This is a genomic window from Streptomyces sp. NPDC002935 (assembly GCF_040611295.1).
Taxonomy (GTDB): Bacteria; Actinomycetota; Actinomycetes; order Streptomycetales; family Streptomycetaceae; genus Streptomyces.
The window spans coordinates 20296-46129 of record NZ_JBEXNW010000035.1 but is presented as its reverse complement, the minus strand read 5'-3'; the positions used below and the strand labels follow the sequence as shown (position 1 = coordinate 46129).

Annotated in this window: 24 protein-coding genes and 1 pseudogene; 11 read left to right on the top strand and 14 right to left on the bottom strand. The window is 70.6% G+C overall.

Annotated features, from left to right (window positions below; all coding sequences use genetic code 11):
* The first annotated feature begins 44 nt into the window (after positions 1-44).
* A complete protein-coding gene (locus ABZX90_RS34665) occupies positions 45-788 on the top strand; it encodes an antibiotic biosynthesis monooxygenase (protein WP_351125730.1) in 744 nt (247 codons plus the stop codon).
* Between the two features lie 73 nt (positions 789-861).
* Here ABZX90_RS34665 and ABZX90_RS34660 read toward each other — a convergent pair whose 3' ends face one another.
* The 5 genes from ABZX90_RS34660 to ABZX90_RS34640 are packed head-to-tail and all read right to left on the bottom strand — an operon-like array spanning position 862 to position 6764.
* On the bottom strand, positions 862-2742 hold the full coding sequence (locus tag ABZX90_RS34660) for a hypothetical protein (RefSeq protein ID WP_351125728.1): 1881 nt from the start codon (positions 2740-2742) through the stop codon (positions 862-864).
* Entirely contained in the window at positions 2739-3074 is a 336-nt protein-coding gene (locus ABZX90_RS34655; RefSeq protein WP_351125726.1) for a 4Fe-4S dicluster-binding protein, read from the bottom strand. The genes ABZX90_RS34660 and ABZX90_RS34655 overlap by 4 nt, the downstream gene beginning before the upstream one ends.
* 30 nt (positions 3075-3104) lie before the next feature.
* Positions 3105-3899, bottom strand: a complete 795-nt coding sequence (locus ABZX90_RS34650) for a DUF3050 domain-containing protein (RefSeq protein WP_355211624.1) — start codon at positions 3897-3899, stop codon at positions 3105-3107.
* 46 nt (positions 3900-3945) lie between these two features.
* The gene (locus tag ABZX90_RS34645) at positions 3946-5448 is read right to left on the bottom strand and encodes a glutamine synthetase family protein (RefSeq protein WP_351125722.1); all 1503 of its coding nucleotides are present in this window, start codon (positions 5446-5448) and stop codon (positions 3946-3948) included.
* Between the two features lie 2 nt (positions 5449-5450).
* Positions 5451-6764 carry an amidase family protein gene (locus ABZX90_RS34640; RefSeq protein WP_351125720.1) on the bottom strand — a complete coding sequence of 438 codons (1314 nt, stop codon included), beginning with the start codon at positions 6762-6764 and terminating at the stop codon, positions 5451-5453.
* Between the two features lie 270 nt (positions 6765-7034).
* On the opposite strand from ABZX90_RS34640, the gene ABZX90_RS34635 reads away from it, so the two are divergent.
* From ABZX90_RS34635 to ABZX90_RS34625, 3 genes are read left to right on the top strand one after another with little or no spacing between them, the layout of a single operon-like run.
* Positions 7035-7481, top strand: coding sequence for a carboxymuconolactone decarboxylase family protein (locus ABZX90_RS34635; protein ID WP_355211619.1), 447 nt, complete (start codon positions 7035-7037; stop codon positions 7479-7481).
* 18 nt (positions 7482-7499) lie between these two features.
* A complete protein-coding gene (locus ABZX90_RS34630) occupies positions 7500-8162 on the top strand; it encodes a sulfotransferase family protein (RefSeq protein ID WP_351125715.1) in 663 nt (220 codons plus the stop codon).
* 18 nt (positions 8163-8180) lie between these two features.
* A complete protein-coding gene (locus ABZX90_RS34625) occupies positions 8181-8807 on the top strand; it encodes a dTDP-4-dehydrorhamnose 3,5-epimerase family protein (protein ID WP_355211616.1) in 627 nt (208 codons plus the stop codon).
* A gap of 185 nt (positions 8808-8992) precedes the next feature.
* On the opposite strand, the gene ABZX90_RS34620 is transcribed toward ABZX90_RS34625, so the two are convergent.
* A complete protein-coding gene (locus tag ABZX90_RS34620; RefSeq protein WP_355211613.1) occupies positions 8993-10006 on the bottom strand; it encodes a Gfo/Idh/MocA family oxidoreductase in 1014 nt (337 codons plus the stop codon).
* Between the two features lie 196 nt (positions 10007-10202).
* Between ABZX90_RS34620 and rfbA the strand changes: the two genes are divergently transcribed.
* Positions 10203-11072: a glucose-1-phosphate thymidylyltransferase RfbA gene (gene rfbA, locus ABZX90_RS34615; protein WP_351125706.1), complete on the top strand. Its 870-nt coding sequence runs from the start codon at positions 10203-10205 to the stop codon at positions 11070-11072.
* 66 nt (positions 11073-11138) lie between these two features.
* Positions 11139-12215, top strand: a complete 1077-nt coding sequence (locus ABZX90_RS34610; protein WP_355211610.1) for a nucleotide disphospho-sugar-binding domain-containing protein — start codon at positions 11139-11141, stop codon at positions 12213-12215.
* A gap of 142 nt (positions 12216-12357) precedes the next feature.
* Here ABZX90_RS34610 and ABZX90_RS34605 read toward each other — a convergent pair whose 3' ends face one another.
* The gene (locus ABZX90_RS34605; RefSeq protein ID WP_351125700.1) at positions 12358-13533 is read right to left on the bottom strand and encodes a nucleotide disphospho-sugar-binding domain-containing protein; all 1176 of its coding nucleotides are present in this window, start codon (positions 13531-13533) and stop codon (positions 12358-12360) included.
* Positions 13534-13809: 276 nt separating this feature from the next.
* Here ABZX90_RS34605 and ABZX90_RS34600 point away from each other — a divergent pair, with 276 nt between their 5' ends.
* Both ABZX90_RS34600 and purB read left to right on the top strand, forming a co-directional pair.
* The gene (locus ABZX90_RS34600) at positions 13810-14073 is read left to right on the top strand and encodes a hypothetical protein (RefSeq protein WP_351125697.1); all 264 of its coding nucleotides are present in this window, start codon (positions 13810-13812) and stop codon (positions 14071-14073) included.
* Between the two features lie 72 nt (positions 14074-14145).
* Complete coding sequence (purB, locus tag ABZX90_RS34595) at positions 14146-15420, top strand: adenylosuccinate lyase (RefSeq protein ID WP_355211606.1); 1275 nt, start codon at positions 14146-14148, stop codon at positions 15418-15420.
* 34 nt (positions 15421-15454) lie between these two features.
* Here the strand turns inward: purB and ABZX90_RS34590 are convergent, their stop codons facing one another.
* Positions 15455-16657 carry a transposase gene (locus tag ABZX90_RS34590; protein ID WP_355211603.1) on the bottom strand — a complete coding sequence of 401 codons (1203 nt, stop codon included), beginning with the start codon at positions 16655-16657 and terminating at the stop codon, positions 15455-15457.
* A gap of 37 nt (positions 16658-16694) precedes the next feature.
* Between ABZX90_RS34590 and ABZX90_RS34585 the strand changes: the two genes are divergently transcribed.
* Both ABZX90_RS34585 and ABZX90_RS34580 read left to right on the top strand, forming a co-directional pair.
* Positions 16695-16850 carry a hypothetical protein gene (locus ABZX90_RS34585; RefSeq protein ID WP_351125689.1) on the top strand — a complete coding sequence of 52 codons (156 nt, stop codon included), beginning with the start codon at positions 16695-16697 and terminating at the stop codon, positions 16848-16850.
* Between the two features lie 84 nt (positions 16851-16934).
* Positions 16935-17336, top strand: a complete 402-nt coding sequence (locus tag ABZX90_RS34580; RefSeq protein ID WP_351125686.1) for a GNAT family N-acetyltransferase — start codon at positions 16935-16937, stop codon at positions 17334-17336.
* Between the two features lie 149 nt (positions 17337-17485).
* Here ABZX90_RS34580 and ABZX90_RS34575 read toward each other — a convergent pair whose 3' ends face one another.
* Entirely contained in the window at positions 17486-18652 is a 1167-nt protein-coding gene (locus ABZX90_RS34575) for a hypothetical protein (RefSeq protein ID WP_355211598.1), read from the bottom strand.
* Positions 18653-18730: 78 nt separating this feature from the next.
* Between ABZX90_RS34575 and ABZX90_RS34570 the strand changes: the two are divergent.
* Positions 18731-18937: pseudogene (locus ABZX90_RS34570) on the top strand (zinc ribbon domain-containing protein); the annotation flags it as partial.
* Between the two features lie 140 nt (positions 18938-19077).
* Here ABZX90_RS34570 and ABZX90_RS34565 read toward each other — a convergent pair.
* The 5 genes from ABZX90_RS34565 to ABZX90_RS34545 all read right to left on the bottom strand — a co-directional run bounded on the left by ABZX90_RS34565 (position 19078) and on the right by ABZX90_RS34545 (position 25727).
* Positions 19078-21024 (bottom strand): multicopper oxidase domain-containing protein, encoded by a 1947-nt coding sequence (locus ABZX90_RS34565; RefSeq protein WP_355211595.1) that lies wholly within the window; start codon positions 21022-21024, stop codon positions 19078-19080.
* Between the two features lie 89 nt (positions 21025-21113).
* The gene (locus ABZX90_RS34560; protein ID WP_351125677.1) at positions 21114-22892 is read right to left on the bottom strand and encodes an ABC transporter ATP-binding protein; all 1779 of its coding nucleotides are present in this window, start codon (positions 22890-22892) and stop codon (positions 21114-21116) included.
* Positions 22893-22918: 26 nt separating this feature from the next.
* Positions 22919-24133: a ketosynthase chain-length factor gene (locus ABZX90_RS34555; RefSeq protein WP_351125674.1), complete on the bottom strand. Its 1215-nt coding sequence runs from the start codon at positions 24131-24133 to the stop codon at positions 22919-22921.
* On the bottom strand, positions 24130-25404 hold the full coding sequence (locus ABZX90_RS34550; RefSeq protein ID WP_351125671.1) for a beta-ketoacyl-[acyl-carrier-protein] synthase family protein: 1275 nt from the start codon (positions 25402-25404) through the stop codon (positions 24130-24132). The genes ABZX90_RS34555 and ABZX90_RS34550 overlap by 4 nt, the downstream gene beginning before the upstream one ends.
* Positions 25401-25727 (bottom strand): TcmI family type II polyketide cyclase, encoded by a 327-nt coding sequence (locus ABZX90_RS34545; protein ID WP_351125668.1) that lies wholly within the window; start codon positions 25725-25727, stop codon positions 25401-25403. Before ABZX90_RS34545 ends, ABZX90_RS34550 begins: the two co-directional genes overlap by 4 nt.
* Positions 25728-25834 lie beyond the last annotated feature (107 nt).

The following is a 25834-nucleotide window of genomic DNA, read 5'->3' as shown; positions in this document are numbered from 1 at the left end:
GGACGCCCCGCCGGCGCGGGCGCCACCCGAACCAAGGAGGAACCATGCCGTTCATCAACCCCGAAGACGGGCACCTGACCGTCCTCAACCTGTTCAAGACCGACACCCGCGCCCGGGTCGACACCCTCGTCAAGGAGATGAAGGCGATCGTCGACACCGCGGCGTTCCCCGGCTGGATCTCCAGCACGGTGCACCGCGGCGAACAGAACCCGGGAACCGCGAACTTCATCCAGTGGCGCGGCATGCAGGACCTGGAGACGCGCTACAACGACAGCGAGTTCAAGCACCACACCGTCCCGGTCTTCCGCGAGATCACCACCTTCGTCCGCCTGATGCAGACCGAGGTGGACTCCAGCCGGCGCCACCCCGCGCTCGGCGGCGTCACCGAGGTCTCGCCCGAACGCGACGACTACACGGTCATCGAGATCCTCGGCGTGGACCCCGCCGAACAGGCCGCCCTCACCACCACGCTGGCAGGCGCCCACTCCTGGCTCGTGGACGTGCCCGGCTACCGCTCGCAGAGCGTGCTGCGCGGCATCCGCTCCCGCAACCTGGAGGGCGGCGAGGGCACCCTGGCGACCGTCGGCGCGGACAACGACTTCGTCGTCGTCTACTCCCAGTGGGACGCCAAGGACTCCTACGACGCGTTCCGCACGGCGGCCGACACCCAGTACTCCGCCGCGCGGCGCCGCTTCCAGGACCAGCGCGACTCCCTGATCACGAGCGCCGACTGGAACAGCTACCGCGCCGTCCACACCCGCTCCGCCACCCAGCCCGCGGCGGTCTGACCCCGCGGACACCGCAGCCACACCAAGGCCCCCTGACACCGTCAGGGGGCCTTGGTGTGCCGTCGCCGTCCGGTTATCCGGCGATCGTGTTCCAGTGCCACGCGGAGTCGAACGAGGTGACCTCGACCGGCGCGCCGCCGGCGGCCAGGCCGGCCGCCAGCGTCGTGGCCCCCGCGATGAACGCCGAGGTGCGGTGCGCCGCCAGCAGGTCCTGCTCGTCGAACGGCAGCCCCTCGCAGCGCAGCAGCCGCAGGTCCATGAACCCGTTGAACCGCCGGCCCAGCACCTCCACCGCATGCGGACTGCGGACGGTGAAGCGCACCTTGGCCGCCACATGACCGTTGTGGTGCTGGTCCGAGTAGTACGCGATGTCCGGGATCGCCGGCGGCACGAAGTGGTCGCGTGCCGCGATCTCGGGAACCTTGGGGAGATTGCCGACCAGAAAGTGCCAGGAGTTGTACTGCATCCGCGAGGAGATCGCCCACGCGGTGTCGGCCAGCCTTTTTGCCGAACCGCCGAACAGCCGCCGGGACTCCGGCGAGGGCACCACACAGCAGAAGAAGTGCGGGATCTCCCAGCCGGCGATCGTGGGATACGCCCGCGCGCGCAGCGCCTCGATCAGCGCCGGCAGCGACCGCATCCCGCGGCTCATCGCGAAGTCCGCGTCGAACACCGCCGCCGCCGCGCCCACCGTCTCGTACACCAGGCACTCCAGCCCGGTGCCGAACCCGCCGTGCGCACCGGCCAGCCAGCCCGGCGAGGACTCAAGACCCGCGGCGAGTTCGGCGAAGGTGTCCCCGCCGAGCGGGAGCCGCTCGGCGAGACGCGCGCACAGCTCGCCCTCCAGCCGCCTGGCGTCGCTCTTGACCGGGCCGGCGACCCGCTCGATCTTGTGCATCAGCGGGCCGTAGATCTCCCGGTAGAGCTGCACCGACCCCATGAGCTCCCGGCGCCGTCCGGCCAGCGCGTCGGCGAGAGCGCCGAGCGCCGTCACCGTGTGCGCGGCCGGGGCCGGCACCGGGTCCAGGCCCTCGGCGGCCGCGTTGTAGGCGCCGCGGGTGCGCTCCAGGAGCAGGGCGACGTGGTCGAGCGTGAGCTGGGTCCCGTTCGCCTCCTCGATACGGGCGTACCCGGCCGACCGCACCAGCAGCGTCAGGCACACCACCAGCAGCACGTCGCTGTCCGACCACAGCCCCAGCGGCACCCCCGCCAGACTGCTCAGCGCGCAGTCGGGGTGCCCGGGCTGCAGCGTCTTGCCCGTCAGGGTGTTGGGAGCACGGAAGTTGGTGTACTGGCGTTCCCCCGCGTACAGGACGAACGGCGCGGTCCGCAGCGCCGCCTGGGTCAGGTCGTCCAGCAGGGCGGTGCGGCCGGCGGCGCCCGCCGCCCCCAGCCAGCGGCGGCAGTCGGCCAGCGACTGGGCCGACCGGGCGGCGGCCCGGGCCAGTTCGGCCCCGTAGTGCGCGAGGTCCTCGGCGGACCACGGCACCCGCAGCACGCCGTCGACCAGGTCCGCCCGCGCGTTCAGCGGGCCCTTGGAGGGAACCCGGACCACGACCCGGCCGTTCGTGTCCAGCCCGATCTCGCCGAGGAACGCCGTGGCGCCGTCCGTCCGGTCCGCGGCCGGGCCCTCGTCGCGCCAGGACCGGCCGGTCAGGACCTTCAGCGCCGCCTCGGCCTCGGCGTCCAGCGCCCGCAGCTGGATGTCCGCCGGGACGTGCCCGGCCAGCGTCAGCAGCGTGTCCACGGCCCCGGCCAGGTCCGGTGCGGCACACGCCTGCTGCCACACCGCCCTGAGCAGGGCCGGGAACCCGGCGTCCGGCTCGCCGGGGTGGTCGGGTTCGCCGCCGGCACCGGCCTGTTGGCCGAGCCTGCTGGGCCGGCGGCTCTGCCGCGCCTTGGCCAGAGCCGCCCTGCGGGTGAGCGTGCCGTCCCGCTCCGCGGGCGCGGTCACGGCCTTCCCCCGGCGCTCAGACCGATGTGGTCCCACATACGGGCCTCGGTGGCGGTCCACTCCTCGTCCACGTAGATGCAGTCGACGGGACAGACCATCACGCACACCGGGCAGCCGGAGCACAGTTCGGGAATGATCACGACGTTGAGCCCGTCGTCGAAGATCGCCCCGAACTCGGCGGGGCAGCTGCGCAGGCACGTGTCACAGGTGATGCATTCCGACGTCTCGATACGGCGCGGCGGTTTGCGCCAGTTCTCGTCGCGGGACTGCCGCGCGATCCGCTCGGTGCGTTTGGAGGTGGCTGTGGAAGGAGTCTCTTCTACCCTTGGCATGCTGTGCTCACCCTCACCCGTGATGGCCCGTCAGCGGGAACGCTCGGCGACCGCGTCCGAAATGCCGTTCCACAGACCCGTCCTGGCCGCGAGCGCGCGGTCGATGGTCTCCCGGCACTCGGCCCACTTGGCCGCGTCGTCGCCGCACAGGTCGGCGAGCATCTGCATCGCCATCGGCGTGTGCTCCTCGGCGTCCACCTGGATGTGCCGGCGCAGGTAGTCCACGAAGGTGGACAGCGAGCCGTGGCCGGCGTTGAGGGCCGCGACCTGGTCGAACATGTCGGGGATCAGGTCCTCGCGGCCGAAGGCGAACGCCGCGGCCTGGCAGTGCACGGGGGAGTGCTCGATGAACTCCCAGGTCGTGCCCACGAATTCGGTCACCGACCGCGGCACGCCCGCCTCCTTCAGCGCGGCGGGGACGGGACGTCCCTCGCGCAGCAGGGCGATGAAGGTGTCGATGCGGGTGGTGTCGGCGCCCGACTGGCGCATGCCGTCGACGTACAGCTCGAAGTGGCTGATGAAGCCCTCGCCGAGCTCGTCGCTCTCCTCGACCAGGACGATGTCGTTGATGAGCCGGCGGCTCCCGGTCGCGGCGGACGGCAGCCACGGCACCTCGACGCAGGTCAGCCGGCGCTGCAGGGACTTGAGCAGGGACATGAAGTCCCACACCGCGAACACGTGGTGCTCCATGAACGTGACGACCGCGTCCACGGTGTTCAGCTGGTGGTAGACGGGGTGGCTCAGCACCTTCTGGCGGGACGGCTCGATCGCCTCCTTGAGCGCCTCGATCGCCGGGTTGGTCCCGTCCCATTCGTAGCGTGACATGTGGGTCAACTCCCTTTTCTCCGGGTTGGGTTCGGTGGGGGACTGCTTAGAAGGCACCGAAGTACTCGCGGTGCTCCCATTCGGTGACGCCGTCCGGGGCGCTGTGGCCGGGCTCGGCCGCGCACCAGGCCTCGAACCGGGCGGCCTCGCTCTCCTTCAGCTTCGCCAGGCAGGAGGCGAGCGGTGCGCCGAGCAGCCGCCCGGCGCTCTCGCTCGCGCGGAAGGACTCCAGGGCCTCGCGCAGCGTCCGGGGCAGCGGGGCATGGGGGCCGCCGCCGGCCTGCGGGCCGGCGAGCAGCCCTTCGAGGCCGGCGTGCAGCTGGGAGGCGATGGCCAGGTAGGGGTTGGCGCACGGCTCGCCGATGCGGTTCTCGACGTGGGTGGAGCTGCCGCCGCTGAGCACCCGGACCAGGGCGCTGCGGTCCTCGAAGCGCCAGTCGACGCTGGTGGGGGCGAGCGTGAACTCCGGGGCAAGGCGCCGGTAGCCGTTGACGGTCGCGACGGACAGCAGGCTGAACTCCCGGGCGCGGGCCAGCAGGCCCCCGATGTAGGCCCGGCCCTCGGCGGAGATGGCATCCTGCTGGCCGTCGCCCTCGGCGAACAGGTTCAGGCCCGTCTTGGTGCTGGTGACGGACTGGTGCAGATGCCAGCCGCTGGGGTCGAAGCCCGCCAGCCGCGGCAGGGTCATGAACGAGGCGTGGTAGCCGCGGCGCCGGCACTCCTGCTTGAGCTGGGTGCGGAAGAGCAGCATCGCGTCCGCGGCGTCCAGCGCCAGCATCGGGTTGAACGTGGTCTCGAGCTGTCCGGGACCCGACTCGTGCTCGAAGGAGCGCAGCGGCAGGCCGAGCTGGACGAGCATCGCGGCCAGCGGGTCGGCGACGTCGGCGACCGAGTCGTAGGCGCTGTCGAGGTTGAACTGGTAGCCGGGGTTCACCGCCTCCACCTCGGGGGCGGGGCCCTGCAGGCCGAAGCCGTTGCCCTCGTTGCCCACCGGCCCGCCGGTCAGCCGGGTCAGGTACCACTCGACCTCGAGACCGATGACCGGGGACAGGTCGTGCCGGGCGTACTCGGCGCAGACCCGGCGCAGCACGTCGCGGGCGGACAGCGGGTGCGGCGTGCCGTCGCGCAGGTACTCGTTGCCCAGCACCCAGGCGGTCCGCGGCCCGGCCTTGGGCAGCACCTGGAACGTCCGCGGATCGGGGACCAGGACGAAGTCGCCCGCGCCCTGCAGTTCACCGACCCCCACCCCGGCGTCGGCGAGGAAGTCGACGGCCACCGCGTGGCCGGTGTCGAAGAGGAACGGCCCGGCACTGAAGTCCATGCCGTTGCGCAGCACCGTACGGAACACGTTCGCGGGCACCGTCTTGGAGCGGGCGAGCCCGTGCGGGTCACAGAACACCACCCGGACGAGATCGACCTCGTCCAGCTGCAGTTCGACCTGCTCGGCCGCGGCGGCCTGCCGGTCGTCCCACAGCCCGAACTCGGCGACGAACGAGGGACGGCCGACACCGCTGTCGCCGCCGTGCAGGGACCACGACCTGGAAACCATGGTCAACTTCCTTTCGCTGTGAGGCCGGGGGGAGCCAGGCTCAGGCCGAGCGCCGTCTCCAGCTGTCCGGCGGCCGAGAGCACGAGGTGGTCCTCGCCCACCCGGCCCACCAGTTGGAGCCCGGCCGGGAGTCCGGCCGGGGTGAGGCCGACGGGCAGCGACAGGGCGGGCTGCCCGGTGAGGTTGAAGGGATAGGTGGCCGGCGACCACGCGAGCCAGCGCAGGTCCCCGGGCACGGCGGCCCAGGGCGGGGCGATCGCGCCGGCGGCGAACGGCTCGAGCGGAACGGTCGCCATAGCCAGCAGGTCGTAGCCCTCCATCACCGAGGCCAGCCGCGCCCGCAGCGCGAGCCGGGTCTCCTCCGCGCGGGCCACCGCGGCGCCGCTCACCGAACGCCCGTAGCGCACGACGGCCAGCCGGCCCCCGTCGCACCACGGCTCGTCCCCGGGCGCGGTGCCGTTCGCCTCGGCGGCGGCGAGGATGTCCACCAGGGCTTCGTAGGGGTCGGGGAACGGCGCCTCGATGCGCTCCACCCGGTGCCCCAGAGAGGCCAGCACCGGCAGGACCTTCTCGGTGGCGTCACGGATCGCGCCGGACGTCCCCGCGAACTCGATCCAGCCGATCCGCAGCCCGCCGCGCGGCCCGTCGGACACCGCGGGAGCCGGCACCGACTGGGGATCGCGCGGGTCGGGACCGGCCAGCACCGCCATCAGCTCACCGACGTCCGCCACACTGCGCGCCAGCGGCCCGACATGCGAGAGCCGTTCGGCACAGGGCGGCACGTAGGGGATGTGCCCGAAGGAGGGCTTGAACCCGACCACCCCGCAGAACGCCGCGGGGATACGCACCGATCCCGCCCCGTCGGTGCCGAGCGAGGCGGTGCACAGACCCGCCGCGACCGCCGCCGCCGAACCGCCGCTGGAGCCGCCCGCACTCCTGCCGGGCGCCCAGGGATTACGGGTGGCGGGGCCCACCCGGCTGACGGTGCTCGCACTCCACCCGTACTCCGACGTCGCCGTCTTGCCCACCACGATCGCGCCCGCGGCCCGCAGCCGGGCCACACAGGGAGCGTCCGCGGCACCGCGCGGGTTCGCCAGCAGCGACCCCCGCCGGGTGGGCAGGTCCTGCGTCTGGATGAGGTCCTTGACCGACACCGTCACCCCGAGCAGCGGCCGGCCGCGGAAGGCGGCCGCACCCAGATCCGCGAGAAGACGGTCGGCCGCCTTCGCCTCGCGCAGCGCACGGGCACCGGCCACCTCGACATAGGCGCCCAGACGCGCGTCCGTCTCACGGATCGCCGTGAGCACCTCCAGCACATGTCCGGTGACCGTGGAATGACCCTCGAGAATAAATTGCCGTGTTTCGCGAATGTTGCGGCAGACCGGCTGCCTGCTCGTGGTTGTGGTGGACTCTGACACGAGACCACTACAAGTCATCGACTGAATTCCATGCAACTTACGGATTGCGGGTGTTTCATCTGCGCCCATTCCGCAGTTGAACAACAATTTCTTGCGAATGGCCCGGGCCCCGAGCAGCATGTTTTCCCAGGTAATTCATACCCCGCATATTGCACAGGAGAAGATCCGATGACTCCACGGATGGACAACCCTTCCCTGGTCGTTCCCGGCGCCCTGCAGCCCCTGCTCGACCTGACCGAGGTCATCGGCAAGGTCGGCGTGCCGCAGACGACCCTCGACCTGATCCGGCTGCGCGTCAGCGAGATCAACGGCCGCGCCTACACCCTCCCGGCCGGCCCCGACACCCCGGACACCGTCGACGCGCGCCTTTCACGGGTGGCCGCCTGGCGGACCGAGTCCTGCTTCGGCGCCGCCGAGCGCTCCGCGCTGGAGATGGCCGAGGCCATCACCTTGATGACCGACCCGCAGGACATGGCGCCCGACGAGATCTGGGAGGAAGCCGCCCGGCACTACAACGACGAGCAGCTCGGCGCGCTGGTCATGCACATCGGCCTGGTCAATTTCTGGAACCGCGTGAACGTCGCCACCGAGCAGGAACCCGCGGTCTGGCGCTGAGGAAGGGAACACCGCACCGTGCTGAAGCTCATCAACGCCGGCCTGGGCAGGACCGGCACCACCTCACTGAAGGCGGCCCTGGACCGGCTCGGTCTGGGCCCCAGCTTCCACATGTTCGACATCGTCGGCGACGAAGAACGCCTCAAACAGTGGGAGAAGATCGTCTGCGACGGGCAGCGCCCCGACTGGGCGGCCCTGTTCGACGGCTACCGCTCCGCGGTCGACGGCCCCTGCGCCGTCTACTACCAGCAGATCAGCAAGGCGTTCCCCGACGCCAAGGTCATCCTCACGGTCCGCGACGCCGAGAGCTGGTACCGCAGCACCTACGACACCCTCTACCAGTTCGCGCTGCGCAGCATGCAGCACCCGCCCGAGCCCGGATCCCAGCAGGACCGGCTGTTCCGCGTCACCAGCACCATGGTCTGGGACGGCCTGTTCGGCGGCCGGTTCGCCGACAAGGACCACGCCATCGAGGTCTACCACCGGCACAACGAGGACGTCGTGCGCGCCCTGGGCAAGGACAACGTCCTCGTCTACGAGGTGAAGCAGGGCTGGGAGCCGCTGTGCGCCTTCCTCGGGACCGAGGTGCCCCCGGAGGAGTTCCCGCGCGCCAACGACGCCGCGTCCATGCGACGGCGTATCGCCCAGGCGGCCGGAGCCGGCCCGCTGTCCACCGGCTGAGCCAGCGAGGAGCATGCGGTGCTGATCTCGGAAATGACGGTCCCCGGCGCCTACCGCGTCCAGCCGGAACCCCTGAGCGACCGGCGGGGCTATTTCTTCGAATCGGTGAAGGCCGGCGCCCTGCTGGCCGGCAGCGGCTGGGACTTCACGGTCCGCCAGGTCAACTACTCGGTGTCCCGGCGCAACACCCTGCGCGGCATCCACGGCACCAAGGTCCCGCCCGGCCAGGCCAAGTTCGTCACCTGCGTACGGGGCAGCGCGCTCGACATCGCCGTCGACATCCGCGTGGGCTCGCCGACGTTCGGCCACTACGACGTCACCCACCAGAGCCCGGAGACGGGAACGGCCGTCTACCTGCCCGACGGCGTCGGCCACGCCTTCCTCGCCCTGACCGACGACACCTGCATGAGCTACCTCTGCTCACAGGAGTACGAGCCGGGAACCATGATCGACGTCGACGCGCTCGACCCGGCCCTGGCCCTGCCGTGGGACCTGAAGGAACCGCCGATCCGCTCGGACAAGGACGCCGCGGCCCCCACCCTGGCCGAGGCGGCCGCCGCCGGCCTCCTGCCCACCTTCGAACAGTGCCTGCCGCGCCGGGTCTCCGCCCTGCTGAACACCCCGGCCGGCCACCGCAACGGATGACACCGAGCCCTCCCCGGCCGGAACCAGGAAGAACTACCGCACCACCGAAGAAGAACCGGGCAGAACGAAGAACCGGGCAGAACGAAGAACGGCAGCCGGCGTCCACGGACACCGGCTGCCGTTCTTCCTCGTTCCCCGCTCTTCCGCTCTTCGCCGTCTTCGCCGACGACCTCACCCGCCGCCGCTCACCCGGGCTCCCGGCCCAGGGCGTGCGCCCGGATCCGGGCCATCAGGGCGGCCTGCCTCAGCAGCTCGTGATGGTGCGCCGCCCGCAGGCCCGGATCGCGCACCGCGTCGTGGAAGGCGGTGAACACCCCGAGGAACTGGTCGGACGCCGGGGCGACGATCTTTGTCTCGCGGTCCCTCTGCTGCAGCCGCAGCACCGGACGGGCACTGGGTGAGGGGGTGAACGCCCACTCCAGGACCAGCCGCCCCTCGCTTCCCCACAGGTCGTAGGTCGAGCGGTAGCTGTGGGACAGGCCGAAGGAACAGTTCGCGGTGACACCGTCGCCGTCCCGCAGCAGCGCCACCCCGGACACATCCACCCCCCGCTGCGGATCGAAGGTCAGACCCGCCCCCAGCACCTGCGCGTTGGGCCCCAGATACTCCTGGGCCGCGCGCACCGGATAGCAGCCGACCTCCCACAGCGCCCCGCCGCCCAGATCCGCCTGGTACTTGATCCCGGCCGGGTCGGTCGGCGGAATGCCGAACACCCCGTTGAAGGACCGCAGTTCCCCGATCGCCCCGTCCGCCACCAGGGACCGCGCCTGCTCGTGCTGGGGATGGCGCAGGAACGCGAAGTTCTCCATGACGAGCAGCCCGCGCTCCTCGGCGAGCGCGATCAGCTCCCGGGCACTGTCCTCGCGGGGCACCGCCGGCTTCTCGAGCAGCACATGCTTTCCCGCCTCCAGCGCCCGGCGCGCCCACCGGTCGTGCTCGCTGTTGGGCAGCGGGATGTAGACCGCGTCGATGTCGGGCAGTTCCAGGAGCCGCTCGTAGCCCGCGACGGCCTTGCAGCCGGCCCGGGCCGCGACGCCCTCGGCCTTCTCCCGGGCCCGGCTCGCGACCGCCACCAGATGGAACGGCGACTCCTTGATCGCCGGGAGGGCCCGCCGTACGGCGATGTCGGCGCACCCGATGATGCCGATACCGGCCCTCTGCTCGGATTCGAGAACGGGTGTCAGATCTTCGATGTTCACAGGCCCACCTAAACGACGAAAGGAATTCGTATGCCTGAACCGGGATAACGCCAGCCTGGATAAGCGGCAGCGGGTTTGTCAACATTCACGCCATTCGCGGTCCCGTGGCATCCGGGGAGGCTTTTGAACGCGTGTTACCCCAATATAAAGTGCGGACATCGCCCCACGGGCACGAAGTCACTGAGGAGGCGCCACGGTGAAGGGCATCATCCTGGCCGGCGGCAATGGCACGAGACTCCATCCGATCACGCTCGGTGTCTCGAAGCAAATGCTCCCGGTTTACGACAAGCCAATGATTTATTACCCGCTTTCGGCCCTGATGCTGGCGGGAATCACGGAGATCGAGATCATCACCACCCCCGACGACCTGGAGATGTTCCGCCGCCTCCTGGGCGACGGCTCCTGGCTCGGCATCTCCCTGACCTACGCGGAACAGGACAAGCCCCGCGGGCTCGCCGACGCGTTCCTGGTCTCCGCGGACCACATCGGCGACGACTCCGTCGCCCTGGTCCTGGGCGACAACATCTTCCACGGATACGAATTCGGGCCCATGATCCAGCGGGCCGCGCAGAACATCGAGGGCTGCGTCCTGTTCGGCTACCCGGTGCGCGACCCCGAGCGCTACGGCGTCGGCACCCTCGACGACCAGGGAAGACTCATCGCCCTGGAGGAGAAACCCACCCGGCCGCAGACCAACATGGCGATCACCGGGCTGTACCTCTACGACAACCAGGTCGTGGACATCGCGCGCGGGCTGCGGCCCTCCGAACGCGGCGAGCTGGAGATCACCGACCTCAACCGGGTCTACATGGAGCGGGGCGAGGCCACCCTGATCCCGCTCGGCCGCGGCTTCGTCTGGCTGGACACCGGAACCCACGACGCCCTCATGGAGGCGGGGGACTACGTCCAGGTCCTCGAACACCGCCAGGGCGTACGGATCGCCTGTCTCGAAGAGATCGCCTGGCGCATGGGATACATCGACCAGGAGGCCTGCTACCGGCTCGGAAGCCGCCTCTCGAACTCCTCCTACGGGCAGTACGTCATGGAAATGGCCCAGGCGGGCTGAGGACGCACGGCACCGGAAGCACCGCATTCACCCCCTCACCGGAAACCGGAAAGAAGTGCGATCTCCATGAAATTCCTGTTCACCGTCGGCGGCAGCCAGGCGGCCGTCTTCGGCGTCGCGCCCCTCGCCACCGCCGCACGCAGCGCGGGCCACGAGATCCTCCTCGCCGCCGACGAACCCCTGATGGCGGCCGCGCAGTCGGTCGGCCTGCCCGCGGTCTGCATCACCCCCGAGCGCATGCGCTACGGACAGGACGCCCTGACGGCCGCCGGCCGCCTCGACGCCCTGCTGGAACTGACCGGGCAGTGGAGCCCCGACCTGGTCGTCGGCGGCCTCTCCCATGTCCCCAGGGTGCTCGCCGCCCGCCTCAAGGTCCCCTACGTCCGCCACATATGGCACATCGCCCCGATGGCCCGCCGCGACCGCACGGCGGTGGCCGAACTCCAGCCGGAACTGGAGCGCCTGGGCCTGACCGAGCTGCCGCCCCCCGACCTCTTCATCGACCTGTGCCCGCCGTCCCTGCGCCCGCCGGGCGCCCCCGCCGCACAGTCGATGCGCTGGGTCCCCCGGGTGAGCCAGCGCCGCCTCGAGCCGTGGATGTACACCCGCCCCGAAGGCCGCCGCCGCGTCCTGATCACCGCGGGAACCCGCAACCTCATGCTCGACACCCCCGGCAGTTCGCTGCGCACCCTGGTCGAGGAGCTGACCGGGGAAGGCGCCGAGGTGCTGATCGCGGCGCTGCCCGAGGCGGCCGAGCAGTTCGGCTCCCAGCTCGACGGTGTCCGCATCGGCTGGATCCCCCTGGACGTCGTCGCCCCCACCTGCGACCTGGCCGTCCACCACGGCGGCGCGACCACCGCCATGACCCTGATCAACGCGGGCGTCCCCCAGCTGATCATCCCCGACAACGGCTACGGCAAGGCCGTCGCCCAGTCCATCAGCGACTTCGGCGCCGCCGTGATGGTCGACCGGCACCGGCCGGAAACCGGCCGCAGCCCGGACGAGGTCACGGCCGCGGGCTGCCGCGCGATCCTGGCCGAGCCCCGCTACGCCGAGCGGACCCGGGCCCTCGCCGAGGAGAGCGCGTCGCTGCCCACCCCCGCCGAGGTACTGCGCGGCATCGAGACCCTCGCCGCCCGCTGAACCAGAGCGCGGCCGGCCGGTTCCCCGGCCGGCCGCATTCACTTGCCACGCGCAGCGCCCACGCACATCGCCCTGGGACCGCGGAGAAACTCTCCGCGGTCCCAGGGCGATGGCGCTCTCAAGCCGCCGGACGGACCCGCCGTCAGACCAGCGCCTCCAGCCGGGGCACGGTCTCGGCCGGCGTGGGGAGCGTCGAGATCTCCTTGGCGAGGAACTGCGTCCGCTCGGTGTAGCTCGGGTTCTCCAGCAGTTCCCGGCACGCCGCGGCGATCACCGTGCCGGGCTCCTTGTCCGGCTCCTGCGCCTGCGGCCACAGCGTCTTGCCGGCGCCGAAGCCGCTGATGGCCCCGGCGATGGCCTCGCGGTGGTAGTTCGGCGGGAACTCCGGCGGGTTCTCCGGGATGATCAGCTGCGGCACGCCGTTGGCCATCAGCGTCGTGGCGGTGGTCGCACCGCCGTGATGGACCGCCAGGTCACAGGTGGCGGCGGCGACATCGATCGGGATCCAGCCGACCCGCGCGTCGCCCAGCTCCGAGCCGAACCGCTCGGCCGCGCCCGGGGAGGCCGCGATCAGCACCTCGGCCCCCAGCTTGTTCAGCTCACTGACCAGCAGCGGCATGGACCAGCCCGGCTCGCGGAACATCAGGCTGCGGAACCCCGAGGTGATCAGCACACGGCGGCGGCCCTCGGGACGGGTGTACATCCAGCGCTCGAGCCGGCGCTGCGGGTTGGAGGGGATCCAGCGCAGCGGCTGCGCGGCGGGGTCGTGGGCCGGCCGCAGCGACGGCGGGGTGGAGTCCAGGAGCAGGTCGGGCTTGAGCAGCCCGTCCAGGCCCAGGCGCTCCAGCTCGGGCCGCAGCTCCTCCTCGGCGCCGGGGTCGATGCCGGTGAGCGGGATCCCCAGGTACTCGACCTGGCGGACGTAGGGGACCTTGAGGTGGGCGGCGAGCAGCATCGCCGCGTAGCTCTGCGAGCTGCCGACGACCACGTCCGGGGTCCAGTCCTTCGCCAGCTCCAGCAGGGACTTCACCCCGGCCAGGCCCATCTGCGCGAAGCCGCGGCCCTGCCCGAACATCTCCTGGTCCCCCAGCTCCCGGGGGAACCGCAGGCCCTTGCCCGGGTTGGTGACCCGCATGAAGTGCCGGATCGGGTCCACGGTGAAGCAGAACGTGGGAAGTCCGATGGCCTCCGCTGTTTCCACCCACGGTTCGTGGGCGGCCAATATGACCTGATGGCCCGCGTTCCGCGCGGCCGTCGCCAGCGGGGCAGCGGCATAGTAGGTGGCCTGACTGCCCGTGGTTATGAACAGGATTTTCATGGCACTCCGGATGCTTTTCGTGAGACGCGGCCAAACGCATTGACGAACATCACCGATGGTCCGCAACGCGCCCTTTCTCTGTCAAACATCCTCAAATGGCAAGCACGTTCAATTGCGGATTCCGCGCAGTTGAACAAGGCGTATGCCAGGCCCGTTCCGCATCCGTCACCGCGGCAACATCGAACATTGCGCAGCCCCCGGCGGCTGACCATCATGAGGTCGGAACGTGTGGCGAGTAAGCCCCAAAAAAATGGATACCGAAAGTCGGTGGCACACATGAACAACTTGATCTACAACGCCCGAATGGCTCTCCGTGACGTCATGGAAGTGAATATCTTCACGCAGGGAAACGACAAGGTCTATCTGACCGTTTTCCCGGAGCTGGTCTGGGAGGGCTCCAAGGAGACGCAGTCGGACAAGGTCATCCGGTCCGTCATCGACCGCCTCCACGACATGGACCTGGACGTCGCCGGCGGTGAGGACGCCGTCCGCACCCTCCTGGACTCCGGATCCGTGGAGATCATCCGCAAGGCCGCCTGACCACCGGTGCACCGGGCCCGCACACCCCGTGCACCCGGTGACCCGATTCCCCGACGAGGAGGTACCACGGCCATGATTTCCCGCTACGCCCTGCCGGAGATGGCCGAACTCTGGTCCGACCAGGCCCGCTACACCACCTGGGCCCGGGTGGAGGTGCTGGCCTCCGAGGCACAGGCGCTGCTCGGACGGGTCCCCGACAGCGCCCTCGCCGACATCCGCCGGGCCAGGGTGCCCACGGCGGCACACGTCGCCGAACTCGAACGCGAACGCGACCACGAGATCCTCTCCTTCCTCGCCGCCTACTGCGAGGACATGCCGGACGACTCCGCCCGCTGGGTGCACCTGGGCATGACGAGCTACGACCTCGTGGACACTGCCCTCGGGCACACCCTCGCCCGGGCCTGCGACCTGCTGACCGACGCCGCCGGCCGGCTGCGCACGGCCCTGGTCGACAAGGCGTCCCAGCACTGGGACACGGCGTGCATCGGACGCACCCACGGCATGCACGCCGAACCCACCACCTTCGGCCACAAACTCGCCGGATTCGCCTTCGCGATCGACCGCTCGATCCGCCGGCTGACCGACGCACGCGAACAGGTCGCGGTGGGAACCATCTCCGGCTCCGTCGGCACCTACGCTCTGATCGACCCCTTCGTCGAGGAACACGTGTGCGCCGCCCTGGGCCTGGGCGTGGAAGAGGCACCCAGCCAGGTCGTGGCCCGCGACCGGCACGCCCAGCTCGTCCAGGCGATCGCCGCACTCGGCGCCTGCGTCGAACAGATCGCCGTCGAGATGCGGCTGCTGTCGCGCACCGAGGTCCGCGAGGTGGAAGAACCCCGCACCGCCGCCTACCAGGGCTCCAGCGCCATGCCCCACAAACGCAACCCGACCACGGGCGAGCGGTTGACCGGGCTGGCCAGGCTGCTGCGCGGATACGCCGGCGCGATGCTGGAGAACGTGGCGCTGTGGCACGAGCGGGACCTGTCGCACTCCTCCGTCGAACGGGTCGTCCTGCCGGACGCGCTGACCGTCGCGCACTACCAGGTCACCGCGGCCACCGGCCTCGTACAAGGGCTGCAGGTCTTCCCCGACCGGATGCGCGCCGCGATCGACCAGAGCGGCGGACTGGCCTACAGCTCGGCCGTCCTCGCGGACCTGCTGGAAGCCGGCAGCGAGCGCGAACGCACCTACCGCACGATCCAGGACGCCGCCAACAGCGAGGACTTCCTCGCCGGCCTGCGGGCCCAGGGCATCGAGACCGGCCCGCTGACCCCCGAGCGCTTCCTGACCCACCACGACGTCATCCGCAAGCGATTGGACAAGCTGCTTGACTCCTCCCCGTCCTGAAGGAGGGGGATTCCTGGCTCACTTCGCCCGACACCTAGCAGGTGGCGGGGCTTACAAGATCAGCACCAGCCGGGTTGGGACCAGCCCGGACGAGCATCACGCGGGCGGAGTTCTTGTCCCTGGGGGACACCGCTTTGCACGCGATGCACGTATACGTTCGTTCAGAGAGGGGCAGTGCGTGCTTGGCTCTCGCTCCGCACCGTGCGCAGTCCATGGTCGTGTGCGCGGGGTCGACCAGATGCACGGTGCGCCCGTGCTTGCGGGCCATCTCGATCAGCGCATTCTTGGTGGCGCTGACGGCGGCGTCGGCGGCCTTGCGGGCCATGGTGGACTTGGCGAGGAACTTCGGGCGGAAGTCCTCGACCGCAAGGTGGTCGAAGTCGCGGACCACGGTCTTGGCCCACTTGCGGCCGGTGTCCTGGCGCTGTCGGGCGATCTTCCTGGAGACCTTCGCCGCTGCGTTGCGGGCCGTGCGGTAGCCGCTGGTGTCGGGGCGGTTCTTCGGCGTCCGGCGGCGGGCCATCTGTCGCTGGTAGCGGGCCAGCTTCGCCGCGGCGGTCCTGCCGTGTTGCGGGTGGGGCAGGTCGTGGGCGTCGCTGGTGGTGGTGGCGGTCTGCTTCACGCCCCAGTCGATGCCGATCGCGCGTCCCGTGGCGGGCAGCGGCTCGACGACCGCCTGCACGACGAACGAGGCGTACCAGTGGCCGAGGCTGTCCCGGTACACGCGCACCGACGTCGCCTCGCAGGGCAGGCCGCGGGACCACACCACGGTCAACACGACGCCACCCGCGAGATGCAGCCGGCCCTCCCTCATGCGGAAGCCGCGCCGGGTGTAGTTCAGCGACACCAGCGCCTCGCGCTTGCGCTTGATCCGGGGCATCCCGGCCCGCCGGCGCATCGGCAGCTGGGCCTTGATGTCCTTAAGTGCCTTCGCGCGGGACTTCGCGAAGTCCCGGATCATCTGCTGCTGCGGCACCGAACTGCCCTCGCGCAGCCACGCCATCGCGCCACGGGCCCCGGTCAGCATCTTGTCCAGCTGCGCGGGACCGCACGTCACCTTCTGGGCGGTGTTCCTGTTCAGGCCGTGGACCTTGCGGGACATCGCCACGCATTCGTTCCACACCCACCGGCAGCGCGCCCACTCGGCATCCAGGCGGGCAAGTGCGGTGGACGACACCCGAAGGCGGTAGGTGTACCGGGCGTGCCCGGCCTCCCCCGCACCATCTGGTGTCGCCATGTCGTCATGCTGCCACCGCACCACTACGCCGGGAGGCATGAATCGTGAAGAAACCGGCATCACCCTCCGCCTGCCCGCCGACCTCCACGCCTGGCTCACGGCCAAGGCCAGCCGGCGGTCACTCGACTCCGCAATCGTCCACCGCATCGAGGGCGATCACCACGCCGCTGCGGCGGACACCGAATCGCCCTGACGGTTACTCACCCTTTCCTGCCCTGCCCCGCAGGAGTCCGATACCTCCCCAGCCCGAAGGCCGACGCATCCTCGGAGGACATCAGTGAGCTGGAGCATTGAGCGGGAGAACGGATCCGACCTCGACCTCGAGGACGTGCTGCGGGTCTACGAGGAGTCGGGCCTCGGCGAACGCCGGCCCGTTAAGGACACCCAGCGCATGGCCGCCATGGTCCGAGGCGCCAACCTGGTGCTCACCTGCCGCGTCGACGGCGAACTGGTCGGCATCGCGCGCAGCGTCTCGGACTTCTCCTACGTGACCTACCTGTCCGACATCGCCGTCGTCCGCGCCTACCAGCGCACCGGCATCGGCCGGCAGCTCATCGACGCGACCCGCAAGGAGGCACCCCAGGCCAAGATCGTCCTGCTGTCGGCGCCCGCCGCGGCCGACTACTACCCGCACATCGGCTTCACCGCCCACCCCTCCGCCTGGGTCCTCAACCCCTGAACGGCCCGCCTGCCCCGGGTGCCCGCGCCAGTTCATCGGCGCGGGCACCGGCGCGTGTGACGGGCCGGTTCGAGGACGCGCGCTGCCCGGCATGGGGTGGGGGCGTCGGCAGGTCTGAATGCTGCCGCTTGCGGACCGCTGAGGTTTTCTCACTGACCGGCGGTGAGGAACAGAGCTCCGACTAGAACTGACAGGAGGATCTCGTAGCCGAGGACGATGCAGGCCAGGGCCAACACTCCCTTCTGCCACAGACGCGGTCCGCGGTAGGGAAGGAGCGGTGGCTGGTCCGAGGGTCGGAGCGCCGCTTCGGTCGGGGTCGTGCCAATCTCCGCGTGGGTGCGCCACCAGTGACGTAGCGTTTGGATCTTGGCTTCGAACTCCGAGTCCCAGAGCATGCGTCCGACACGCGGTACTGGCAGTGGCGTTCGGCGACTGCTCGCTTCAAGGATGACTAGCCTGCGCCCGCCGCGGTGGCGCTCGACGGCGATCCCTTGAATCTCGTCCCAGGCAACGGTTCGGGGCCGCAGCCCTCGTATGACCAGGTGGTCGGCAGTGAGGATGACGCCTCTACCGAAGCTCAGGAAGCCCGCGCCCAGCAGCAGCGAGATCGCGACGAGTGCGCCGAGCGTGCGGCCAAGGAGCGTCGGGTGATCAGCGCCAGGCCCCTCGGCGAACCCCGCCATCACCGCATCAGCCGCAAGCCAGCCGAGCAGCAGGACCGTGGGCACCGACCGGCTTGGCGCAGGTCGCATGCCCAGTCGCTCGGGCAGCCGGCCGTAGGTATGCCCCCAGGCGCCGAGTTCACCAGCTGTGTCCTCGACTTGGGCCGCGCCGCCGTTGGCAAGCCACCAGCTTCGGATGGTCGCGACCTTGTCGTCAAACCGGCGGTCGCGGGACAGGAAACCGGAGCTGGGCATTCGTAGCGGGGTGCGGCGTCCATCCGTCTCGTAGAGGACCACCCGCCGTCCGCCGGTGAACGGCTCGACCGCGACCTCGGCCACGTTGGTCCACGGGATGGTCCGGCGTCGCAGGTTGTGGACGACGACCGCCTCAGGGGTCAGGGTTACCCCGACGTAGCGGCTCAGCACCCACAGTTCGAGCGTGACGAAGAACGGCAGCACCATGGCCAGGACCCGCGACTCGGACGGCAGGCCGGGCAGCTGGTGCGCCCACAGCAAGGGGTTCGACAACTGCATCAGCACGGCGGCGCCGAGGAGCAGGCCCAGTGGCAGGGACTGCTGCCACGAAGCCCGATAGCGGACTCGGCCGACCATTCCCGACGATTCCGCTCCGCCAATGCGGGCTTCCTGGTTCACAGCTGTTCCACCCCTGCCGCACGAACAACGCGGGGCATCATGCCTGGCCAGGGACTGTTCGCGCAATGGCTGCCGACGGCTGAAAGCGCCGGTCGCATGCTGGTTCCCGTGGACCCCCGCAACACCTCCCGTACCTGCCCTGCCTGCGGGCACGTGTCCGGCGAGAACCGCGCCGCACAGGAGAAGTTCGAGTGCGTGAAGTGCGGGCACACCGCCAACGCCGACACGGTCGGCGCACTCAACGTCGCTGTCAGGGCCGGGCTGGTCCTTCCCGACGTGGCCTAGCCACCGACAGGAGAAGCCCCCCGGATTTATCCGGAGGGAGGAGTCACTCCTTTCCCGAAACAAGTCCTTTCGCTTTCCTCGCCGTCGGCTTCGACCGGGAAGGCGCCCGCGTGGCGCCTCCCAGTTTTTTTTGTGCGCGGTCAGTGATGGTGGCCGCCCGCGTTCAGATGGGCGGCGGGGCTGACCACCAGCGGGCGCACCATGTGCTGTTCGTGCTCCAGCATGTGGCAGTGGTGCACGCCCCGGCCGACGACGGGGAAGCGGACCGCCACGGTGACCAGTTCGCCCGGCGTGCCGTTCGGGCCGGGGACGATCTGGCCGGCCGTCCCCACCCGGATCGTGTCCTTCTCCCCGAGCTCGTGCGCCTCCAGCTCGCCCGCCGCCTTGAACGCGATCGGTCTGGCCGAGCCGCGGGTGACCCGGTCGAAGCCACTGATGTCGTAGTTCTCGCGGGACAGCACCTGGAAGTGCGCCAGGTGGATGTGCATGGGGTGGGGGGAGGCGGCCAGGTTGAGGTACTTCCAGACCTCCACGCCCTGGTGCGCCGCGGTGAACGTCGCGCCGTCGTCGTAGGCCATCGCCGTCCGGCGCAGCGTGGTGAGGGTGCCGTCGGCGTCCTTGACCTGGACGATCCCGGCGGCGGGCAGCGTGATGCCCTGCGCGTCGGTCTCCTCCATCTCCCACAGCTCGGGCATGTTCTGCGCGCCGGGGCCGACCAGCACCACCCAGCGCGGGGCCTGGTCGTGCGGCAGGTCGTGGTGGCCGACCCGGGTGAAGGTGGGGGAGAGGACCTTCGGCAGCGTGAACCGGGTGGAGGGCCTGCGGTCGGCGACACGGAACTGCATCACATCGGGCTCCAGCAGGTCGTTGCGCCTGTTCGACTCGCCCGGCGTGACGCCCTGCAGCGTGTTGACCAGCTTGAGCGTCTGCCCGCCGAACGCCCGGAAGTCGACCAGGACGTCGGCGCGTTCGCCGGGGGAGAGGTTGAGCGCCCCCTCGACCGCGAGCGGCTCGCCGAGCAGCCCCTGGTCGGTCCCGATCACCTGCAGCGCGCCCGCCACGGGCCGGCCGTCGGCCAGCAGCATCAGCCGGTAGATCCGGGAGTTCGCGGTGTTGACGATCCGGAACCGGTACCAGCGCGGGTCGACCTCGAGATAGGGCCAGATGACCCCGTTGACCAGGGTGTAGGGGCCCGCGTGCGGGCGCATGAGGCGCTGCGCGCCGACCATCTCCACCTTGTGCAGCAGCCGGCCGGTCAGGGCGCCGGAGGCGTCGGTGTCGAAGTTGCGGTCGCTGATGACCAGCGGCACCTCGTGCCGGCCGGAGGGCAGGTCCAGCGCCCGCTCCTGCGCGTCGCGGGAGATGAACAGGCCCGCCAGGCCCGCGAACACACTGAAGCGGCTCACGTGATGGGTGTGGTCGTGGTACCAGAGCGTGGTGGCGGCCTGGTCGTTCGGGTACGCCGACAGCTGGACGTCGCCGGGGGCCAGCAGGTTCTCCATCCAGCCGTCGTTGCCGCCGCCGGTCAGCATGCCGTGCAGGTGCACCGCGGCCCAGGGCTCCAGGCCGGCCACCCCGGACACCTCCTGGCAGCCCTGGGTGCCGGGGTAGTTGGACAGCGGGTCGGGGGAGGGGCCGGTGGCCAGGCCGAAGTCGACGGCGGTGACCGGCAGGCTGCCCGTCAGACGGTTCTCCCAGGCGACCCGGAGCCGGCGGCCGCGGACCGTCTCGATCGTCGGACCGGGGTAGGCGCCCTCGTAGGTCCACATCCGCACCGGCGGGAGCTGCGAGTGCACGGTGACGTCGGCGGTGCGCATGCGCACCGTCAGCTCGTCGTGGTCGCCGCGCTCGCGCGGGCGCAGCACCGGCGGTATCCGCAGCGGGTCGGCGAACTTGGCCAGCTTCAGTTCGGCCGCCGACGGCTCGGGCCCGCCCGTGTCCGCCGCGCCGACGGGCGCGGCGAACACGGGCGCGGAGCCCACCAGGGCGCCCAGGCCCGCGACGGCGCCGCCCCGCAGCAGGGTGCGGCGGTTGACGTGGGGCGGCCCCTCGGGCCGCTCCGGTGTTCCGGCAGATGCAGTCTCCATCCCCGCGACGTTAGGGACGGCCGCTCCATAGAGGCTCGAACTCCGCTCCAGGCCCGGACTCCGCTCCGCCACGGGGCTGCCGGCCCGGTCTACAGGGTGGCCATCTCGGTGTCGCGGTGGACCAGTGCGGCGTAGCGGCCGCCGAGGGCGAGGAGTTCGTCGTGGGTGCCGCGCTCGGTGATGCGGCCCTGTTCCAGCACGATGATCTCGTCGGCGTCGCGGATGGTCGACAGGCGGTGGGCGACGGTGATGGTGGTACGGCCCTCGCTGGCGGCGTCGATGGCCTGCTGCACGGCCTGCTCGGTATGGGTGTCCAGGGCGCTGGTGGCTTCGTCGAGGACCAGGACGGGCGGGTCGCGCAGGATGGCGCGGGCGATCGCCAGGCGCTGCTTCTCCCCGCCGGAGAACCGGTAGCCGCGCTCGCCGACCACCGTGTCGTAGCCGTCGGGCAGCGACATCAGATAGTCGTGGATGTGTGCGATCTTCGCCGCCGCGACGAGTTCCTCCTCGCTCGCGTCGGGCTTGGCGAAGCGGAGGTTGTCGGCGACCGAGGCGTGGAAGAGGTAGGTCTCCTGGGAGACCACGCCGACCGCGGCGGCCAGCGTGTCGAAGGACAGGTCGCGCACGTCGACACCGTCGATGGTGACGGTGCCGGCCGTCGCGTCGTACAGCCGGGGCACGAGATAGCTGAGGGTGGTCTTGCCCGAGCCGGTCTCCCCGACGATCGCCAGGCTGTGCCCGGCGGGGACGTTCACGTCGACCCCCTCCAGCGTCGGCCGCTTCGCCCCCGCGTAGGAGAAGCCGACGCCCTGCAGGCGCACGTCGCCCCACAGCGCGGCGGGCACGACGGGGTGCTGCGGCTCGGCGACGTCGACGGGCAGGTCGAGGTACTCGAAGATACGGGCGAACAGTTCCAGTGAGCTCTGGATGTCCAGCCCGATGGTCAGCAGCCGCTGCGCCGGCCGGAACAGGGTCTGCTGCAAGGTGGTGAAGGCGACCAGGGAGCCCAGTGAGATCGCCATCTGCCCGCCGTGCGCGGTCAGTCCCGCGACCTCGTAGATGACCGCGGGCATGGAGGCCATGACGATCCAGATCGTCGACTGGTACCACAGGCCCGCCGTGCTCGCGCGGACCTCGATGTCGGTGAGGTTGCGGGACTGCGCGGCGAAGGTGTCGGTCAGCGAGCGGGACCGGCCCATGGTGTGGCCGAGCATGATCCCGCTGACCGACAGCGACTCCTGCACCATCGAGGACAGGTCGGCGAACTGGCGCTGCCGGTCACGGGTGATGGCGCGGCGCTCGTCCCCGACATGGCGGCTCACCCACACGAACGCCGGGAGCATGACCAGGGAGGCGATCGTGAGCCGCCAGTCGAGCAGGGTCATGGCGGTGGTCGTGGCGATGACGATCGTCAGGTCGGAGACCAGCGCCGTGGCGGTGGTCGTCACGGTGACCTGCATCCCGCCGATGTCGTGGGCGATGCGGGACTGCACCTCGCCGGTACGGGTCCGGGTGAAGAAGGCCAGCGACATGCGCTGCAGGTGCGCGTACACGGCGGTGCGCAGGTCGTGCATGACGAGCTGGCCGACCCTGGCGGAGACATGGGTCTGCCAGACGTTGAACGAGCTGGTGGCGATCGACACGATGATCATGCCGAGGGCCAGCAGCGACAGCAGACCGGTCCTGCCCTGCGGCAGCGCCACGTCCATGATCGCGCGGATCAGGAACGGGTTGACGAGGGAGACCAGGGACGAGGCCGCGACCAGGAACGCGACGAACAGCAGGCTCTTGCGGTACGGGCCGAACAGCCTGAGGATGCGTCGCTTCTGCGCGGGCGGTTGAGCTGTGGCCGACCCGGTGGTGGTCACCCTGGGCTCCTTGTCTTGGGGGATGTTCAGTCGGTGGAGCGCAGGACGAGTGCGGAGTTGAAGCCGCCGTGGCCCCGGGCCAGGACGAGCGCCGTGGACACGGGGGTGTGCCGGGGCGCGGTGACCAGGTCCAGGCCGTAGCCGGGGGCGGGCGTGACGTTCACCGTCGGCGGGATCACCGAGTCCCGCATGGCCAGCAGGGCGGTGGCGACGTCCAGCGGGGCGGCGCCCGACCCGAGCCGTCCCGTCATGGTCTTGGGCGCGGTGACGGGCACCGCCCGGGGCCCGAACACCGCGGTGATCGCGTCCGCCTCGGTCCGGTCGAGTTCGGGGACGCCGGCCGCGTCGGCGAAGACGACGTCGATCTGATGCGGCGACAGGCCCGCGTCGTCCAGCGCGATCTCGACGGCCTTGCGCAGCGCCGGCTCGCGCCCGCTGCCCGGACGCGGGTCGAACGTGGCCCCGTAGCCGCTGATCTCGCCGTAGACGCGGGCGGCGCCGCGTCGGCGGGCGGCGTCGGCGTCCTCCAGGATCAGCAGGGCTCCGCCCTCACCGGGCACGTATCCGCCGGCGTCGGCGTCGAAGGGGAGGTAGGCCCGGTCCGGGCGTTCCTCGCGGCTCAGCTTCCCGGTGGTCAGTTGGGCCACCCACCCCCAGGGGCAGATGGCGGCGTCCACACCGCCGGAAAGGATCAGATCGCTGCCCTTGCGGACCAGCCGGCGCGCGTGCGCGAGGGCGTCCAGGCCGCCCGCCTGGTCGGAGACCACCACCCCGCTGGGACCGCGCAGACCGTGCCGGATCGAGATCTGGCCGGTGTTGACCGCGTAGAACCAGGCGAAGGACTGGTAGGCGCTGACGTACTGGCTGCCCTTGCTCCACAGGTTCTGCAGTTGCCCCTGGCCGAACTCGAAGCCGCCGCTGGTGCTGGCGGTCATCACGCCCATGCCGAGCGTGTCGGCCTCCCGCGTGCTCACCCCGGCGTCGGACAGGGCGTCGTCGGCGCCGACCAGCGCCAGCTGGGTCATGCGGTCGGTCTGCGGGACGAGCCGGCTGGGCAGATGGTCCTCGACGGTGAACCCGTCGATCTGTCCGGCCAGCTTGGAGGGGTAGCTCTCCGGATCGAAACGCGTGATGCGGCCGATGCCGCTCCGGGACGCGCGGGTGGCGTCCCAGTAGTCCTCCACGCCGCAGCCGTTGGGGGACACGATGCCGATGCCGGTCACCACGACCTGGGAACTCATGCGGCTGTCTTCCTGTCCGGTCGGGCGAGGACCATCGCGCTCTGGAAGCCGCCGAAACCGCTGCCGACGGTCAGCACCGTGTCGGTGCGCCAGTCGCGCGCGGTCAGCGGCACATAGTCGAGGTCGCAGTCGGGGTCGGGATGGTGCAGGTTCGCTGTCGGGGGCACCACGTTGTTCTCCATGGCCAGGACGCAGGCGGCGATCTCGATCGAGCCGATCGCGCCCAGCGAGTGGCCCACCATCGACTTGATCGAGCTCATCGGGGTCCGGCGGGCGTGCTCGCCGAGGCTGCGCTTGACGGCGCTGGTCTCGTGCCGGTCGTTCTGCTTGGTCCCCGAGCCGTGCGCGTTGATGTAGTCGACCGTGTCCGGGCCGATCCGCGCCTCGTCCAGCGCCGAGCGGATGGCCTCGGCCATCTCCTTGCCGTCGGGACGCAGGCCGGTCATGTGGAAGGCGTTGCACCGCGAGGCGTATCCGGCGATCTCCGCGTACACATGGGCGCCGCGCCGGCGCGCCGACTCCCACTCCTCCAGGACGAACATCGCCGCGCCCTCGCCCAGCACGAACCCGTTGCGGGTGCGGTCGAAGGGCCGGGAGGCGTGCTCGGGGTCGTCGTTGCGCGGTGTGGTCGCCTTGATCGCGTCGAAACACGCCATGGTGATCGGCGAGATCGGGGCGTCCGCGGCACCGGTGATCATCACCTCGGCCGAGCCGTCGCGGATCAGTTCGGCCGCGTAGCCGACCGCGTCGATGCCCGAGGTGCAGCCCGTGGACACCACCGTCGAGGGCCCCTCGGCGCCGACCGCCCAGGCGACCTCGGCGGCGAACGAGCTCGGCACGAAGTAGTTGTACAGATGCGGGACGGCGTACTGGTGGTCGACGAGGTCGAGCCGGCCGCCGTCACTGACCACCCGGTACTCCTCGTCGAGGCCCATGGTGGCGCCCACGGCGCTGCCGATGGCCACCCCGAGGCGGTGCGGCGCCAGGCCCTGCGGGTCCAGCCCGCTGTCGCCCAGTGCCTCACGGGCCGTCACCAGGGCGAACTGCGCGGCCCGGTCGGTGCGCCGGATCTCCTGCGGACCGAGCCCGTGCTCCGAGGGATCGAAGTCGATCTCGGCCGCGACCCGGGAACGGAACGGCGACGGGTCGAAGAACGTGATCCCCCGCGTCGCCGTCCGGCCCTCGCTCAGCAGGCTCCAGAAGTTCTTGGTCCCGATCCCGCCCGGAGCCGCCACCCCGACCCCGGTGACGACCACCCGCCGGCCGCTCACGCCGACTCCCAGGCGTAGAACCTGCGCGCCATGGCGTCCGCGGGGGAGCGCCAGGTCGCCGGGTCGTAGGCGTCGATGAACGGATCGAGGTCCTGACTGATCCGCCTGAACCGCGGATCGGTCTTCGCCCGCTCGATCAGCTCCCCGCCGTTGTCGTCGTCGAAGTCCTGAAGATGGAAGTACAGGCCGTTGAACATGAAGAGCTGGCGTCGCCGGGTCCCCATGCGGTGCGGCATGTCGGTCTCGTCGAAAGCAGTGAAAAGCCGAGCAACGTCGGCACTCGAACGAGAATCCATTTTGGCCACTATCAGATTGCTGTGCACTCGACCGCTCCTCCTCGAGGATGTGCCGCGCCTACAGATACTTGACCAGTGCCGTCCATTCGGCGAGCTCCTCCTCCGACAGCGGCGGCAGGCAAGGCTGTTCGGCA

Bases quoted from the DNA above. Each gene is read 5' to 3' on its own strand.
- ABZX90_RS34665 (WP_351125730.1), top strand. From the start codon at position 45: ATGCCGTTCATCAACCCCGAAGACGGGCACCTGACCGTCCTCAACCTG.
- ABZX90_RS34655 (WP_351125726.1), bottom strand. From the start codon at position 3,074: ATGCCAAGGGTAGAAGAGACTCCTTCCACAGCCACCTCCAAACGCACC.
- ABZX90_RS34650 (WP_355211624.1), bottom strand. From the start codon at position 3,899: ATGTCACGCTACGAATGGGACGGGACCAACCCGGCGATCGAGGCGCTC.
- ABZX90_RS34645 (WP_351125722.1), bottom strand. From the start codon at position 5,448: ATGGTTTCCAGGTCGTGGTCCCTGCACGGCGGCGACAGCGGTGTCGGC.
- ABZX90_RS34635 (WP_355211619.1), top strand. From the start codon at position 7,035: ATGACTCCACGGATGGACAACCCTTCCCTGGTCGTTCCCGGCGCCCTG.
- ABZX90_RS34610 (WP_355211610.1), top strand. From the start codon at position 11,139: ATGAAATTCCTGTTCACCGTCGGCGGCAGCCAGGCGGCCGTCTTCGGC.
- ABZX90_RS34605 (WP_351125700.1), bottom strand. From the start codon at position 13,533: ATGAAAATCCTGTTCATAACCACGGGCAGTCAGGCCACCTACTATGCC.
- ABZX90_RS34600 (WP_351125697.1), top strand. From the start codon at position 13,810: ATGAACAACTTGATCTACAACGCCCGAATGGCTCTCCGTGACGTCATG.
- purB (WP_355211606.1), top strand. From the start codon at position 14,146: ATGATTTCCCGCTACGCCCTGCCGGAGATGGCCGAACTCTGGTCCGAC.
- ABZX90_RS34590 (WP_355211603.1), bottom strand. From the start codon at position 16,657: ATGGCGACACCAGATGGTGCGGGGGAGGCCGGGCACGCCCGGTACACC.
- ABZX90_RS34585 (WP_351125689.1), top strand. From the start codon at position 16,695: ATGAATCGTGAAGAAACCGGCATCACCCTCCGCCTGCCCGCCGACCTC.
- ABZX90_RS34565 (WP_355211595.1), bottom strand. From the start codon at position 21,024: ATGGAGACTGCATCTGCCGGAACACCGGAGCGGCCCGAGGGGCCGCCC.
- ABZX90_RS34555 (WP_351125674.1), bottom strand. From the start codon at position 24,133: ATGAGTTCCCAGGTCGTGGTGACCGGCATCGGCATCGTGTCCCCCAAC.